Source organism: Companilactobacillus bobalius (genome assembly GCF_009764355.1).
The window spans coordinates 1-3,995 of sequence record NZ_LNUA01000025.1 but is presented as its reverse complement, the minus strand read 5'-3'; the positions used below and the strand labels follow the sequence as shown (position 1 = coordinate 3,995).

Annotated in this window: 3 protein-coding genes; 2 read left to right on the top strand and 1 reads right to left on the bottom strand. The window is 43.4% G+C overall.

Annotation, left to right across the window (positions count from 1 at the left end):
• Positions 1-243: 243 nt before the first annotated feature.
• Positions 244-675 (top strand): CopY/TcrY family copper transport repressor, encoded by a 432-nt coding sequence (locus ATN92_RS03760; protein WP_002816262.1) that lies wholly within the window; start codon positions 244-246, stop codon positions 673-675.
• 252 nt (positions 676-927) lie between these two features.
• Positions 928-3,153 carry a heavy metal translocating P-type ATPase gene (locus tag ATN92_RS03755; RefSeq protein WP_056950763.1) on the top strand — a complete coding sequence of 742 codons (2,226 nt, stop codon included), beginning with the start codon at positions 928-930 and terminating at the stop codon, positions 3,151-3,153.
• A 74-nt stretch (positions 3,154-3,227) separates the two neighbouring features.
• Here ATN92_RS03755 and ATN92_RS03750 read toward each other — a convergent pair.
• Positions 3,228-3,995 (bottom strand): MFS transporter (locus tag ATN92_RS03750; RefSeq protein WP_158106621.1); only part of this gene is annotated, 768 nt, incomplete at its 5' end.

The window sequence follows — 3,995 nt, the reverse complement described above, 5'->3', positions numbered from 1 at the left end:
ATTCAGCAGATACTAGACAGGTTCTAAGAGGCATTTCACCATACTAACAAGAAAACCAAAAATTCCCAGATCATTAATTTAACATATCGTATCAAACCACGCCTGGAATATTATCTAGGCGTTTTTTTAATGTCATGGTATTTTCTGGCAGAAAGGTTGCATTATTGTGACTACAGTTGTAAACTAATAAGTGTTAAGAGGCTGCAAACGTAAACTTAGAATTCAATTAATGGAGGAAGCCAATTGAAGGATGCAAAGAATGTAACCATCACCGATTCTGAATGGATGGTTATGAGAGCAATTTGGACAATGGGACATGCGACTAGTCGTGAACTAATCGATGCTATGAACGAATTAGAAGGCTGGTCAGCTTCAACAACCAAAACGCTACTTCACAGGTTGATTCAAAAACAGGCGGTTGCGCAGCATGGCGGCAGTCGACCATTCACGTATAAGCCGGTTGTTGGCGAGAAGGAATCAATGGCGGCAGCGGCAGATGATTTGTTTGACCATATGTGTGCGATGCGGGCTGGTTCAACAATTGCCGGCGTTATTCAGTCAAGGGAACTCTCACGGGCGGATATTGCGAACTTACAGGCGATTCTAGCTGAAAAGGCCAAAACAGCGCCCGAGGAAGTTCAGTGTAACTGCTTGCCAGGTGATCAAACGTGTTAAGACTGTGGTGTTCTGTTTACTTTTAGGATTGCTGCACAAAAATCCAGAATCTGGGATTTCTGATGGCGGAAACTTATGAATTTTTGTCGTAATTCTCATTCATATAGTGGCATGGTGCTCCGCAAAGCAGAAGCCTAAATATAAGAACCTGGTGGAAAAATCCCGAGCCCGGGGATTTCCATACAAGGAACTTATATTCCGGCTTCTAACCGCTTTGCTACGCACACTTATTTTTAGGGGGGGTCGATAATCATGGCAAATAAAGAGGACCAGATGAACATGAAAAACATGAGTGCTAAGAATATGGAAAATAATGAATCAAATATGAGTCATATGGATCATGATGACATGAAAATGGATCACGATATGACCGAAACGGATCATAATCAAATGAACATGGATCACAGCCAAATGAATATGAATCACGAAACTATGAATATGAGTGGGATGAATCACGGTGATATGGATATGGCTGGGACCGACATGATGATGCACGGTGGCTCAATGATGCATATGGGGAATTTGAAAGTTAAATTTTGGGTCTCCGTTGTCTTAGCGATTCCAGTTTTACTGTTAGCACCAATCATGGGTTTAAACGTTTCCATCCTTAGTTTCAGTTCACCGCTAATTGTTGGCATTATCATCGTTTTGTTTGATACAGCACTTTACTTTTATGGCGGAATGCCATTTTTAAAGGGGGCTAAAGCGGAAATTCAGGATAAATCTCCTGAAATGATGACGCTAGTAACCCTTGGAATTTCCGTTTCGTATTTCTACAGTTTGTACGCATTTATTGCCAACAACTTCTTGAACCCGGCAAATCATGTAATGGATTTTTCGTTCGAACTTGCAACCCTGATTTTAATTATGCTTCTAGGACACTGGATTGAAATGAATGCATTGATGGGGGCTGGGGATGCCTTACAAAAGATGGCGGCCCTGTTGCCTAAGACGGCCCATCTAGTTACAGATAATGGTGAAACAAAAGAAGTGCCAGTATCTGATTTAAAAGTTGGTCAAGCTTTCCAAGTGCGTTCAGGTGAGAGTATTCCAGCCGATGGTGTTATTACGGCTGGGGAGTCGACCGTGAATGAAGCACTGGTAACCGGTGAATCTGCTGCCGTTACCAAGAACGTTGGCGATAAGGTCATTGGTGGTGCAACCAACAATAACGGGACGCTAACGGTTAAAATTAGTGGTACTGGTGACTCCGGCTATCTTTCTCAAGTAATGAAAATGGTTCAAAATGCCCAGCAAACTAAATCTAAAGCAGAAGATAAAGCTGATTTAGTTGCCAAGTATCTATTTTACGCGGCATTTGGTGTTGGGATTATTGCTTTCTTTGCCTGGTTACCCCAGGGATTGGCGACTGCAATGACGATCATGGTGACCGTCTTCGTGATTGCTTGCCCGCATGCATTAGGATTAGCGATTCCATTAGTGGTTTCTCGTTCTACTACGATTGGCGCTCAAAATGGGCTATTAGTTCGAAATCGCCAAGCCATTGAAGCAAGTCAACATGTTAGCCACGTTCTCTTGGATAAAACTGGCACGTTAACAGAAGGTAAATTTACGGTGAATGCATTGATTCCAAATGATGGGATTGACGAAACAACGTTATTAAGCCGACTGGCCGCCCTTGAAAATAATTCGACTCATCCGCTGGCCCAAGCAATCATTACTGAAGCCCAAGCGAAGGACATTGAAGTCGTTGCGGCTGAAAAGTCTCAAAATATTCCGGGCGTTGGTATTTCCGGTAATGTTGATGGCACTGACTATACGATTGTTAATGGTAACTATTTAACGAAGCAAGGGATCAGGTTTGACGAGGCCGCTGCTGATAAATGGGCTGCTAAGGGTAATTCCGTCAGCTTCCTATTGCAGGGCACCCAAGTTCAAGGAATGGTTGCTGAAGGCGACACCATCAAAGCGGGTGCTAAGGAATTAATTAGTGGTCTTCAGAGGCGAGGAATTACCCCCGTAATGCTCACTGGCGATAATCCAAAAGCCGCGGAACACGTTGCTAACTTACTAGGATTGACTGAATTCCATGCAGGCCTATTACCAGATGATAAGCAAAAGATTATTGCTGATTATCAAGCAAAGGGCAATCACGTCATCATGGTTGGTGACGGCGTAAATGACGCACCAAGTCTTGCCGCGGCCGATATTGGAATTGCAATTGGTGCCGGAACCGATGTTGCCATTGATTCCGCTGATGTTGTGTTGGTTAAATCAGAACCCAGCGATATTTTACATTTTCTTGATTTGGCTAAAATCACAAATCGGAAAATGGTTCAAAATCTCTGGTGGGGAGCAGGCTACAATATTGTCGCAATTCCACTCGCTGCCGGTGTGTTGTCATTTATTGGAATCATTCTAGACCCAGCCGTTGGTGCTGTGGTCATGGCGATGTCGACAATTATCGTGGCAATTAATGCGATGGGATTGACTGGTGAAAAGATTAAAAACGTGTAATTAAGTGATGACAAAAAGAGGAGAAAGATCAGCTGGTAGTCTGGTCTTTCTCCTCTTTTTGATCATCATGTTAATTACTTATCTGGTTGCTCAGTTAATTTCGCCAATTTTTGATGCAGCCTAATGTCATATTGCCTGGTAATTGGCATTAACACCGCGACCACCCCGCAAATGGCAGCACCGATTCCTGCAATCACAAATAGGCGTTCAATGCCAATCACATCAGCTAGGGGACCGGCAAAAATTAAGCCAATTGGTTCACCTAGATTCAACAAAGAATTCAAAACGCCTAGAATCCGCCCTAACTCTTCTGCTGGATAACTTTGTTGAATCATTGCCATTAAAAGCGTTGTAAAAAATGGGGTCGCAATTCCTTCAATGATGTTTAAAGCTGCGAACCATAAAAATCCGGTTTGGTTACTTGGCAAAATGCCGCTAATACCGGTTGGAATGCCAACCAGGAAAAACGCGATGATTACGGGCTTCATCCGGTCCTGCCACTTACCAAAGAGGCCAATGATAGTGCCGCCGATTAGCATGCCAGTTGAATAAATGGCTTCAATTAAGCCAGCCTGACTAACGGTTCCCTGAAAGTATTTCATGGTCATGAGTGGATACATGCTGGCAGCAGGCATGTAGGTTAGTGTGAAGACGGCGCCGATCAACGTAATGTACCACAAGCCCTTGTTGTTCGTAAGTTGTTTGATCCCCAAGCGGGTGTTGTGGAGCACATGCATTGGCTGATCAATTTTTTCATTGTTAGGAATTTGAACCCACGTTAAAATACAAATCCCAATGATGGCCCCAAGTACGTCTAAGAACCTGTCTAGTATCTGCTGAAT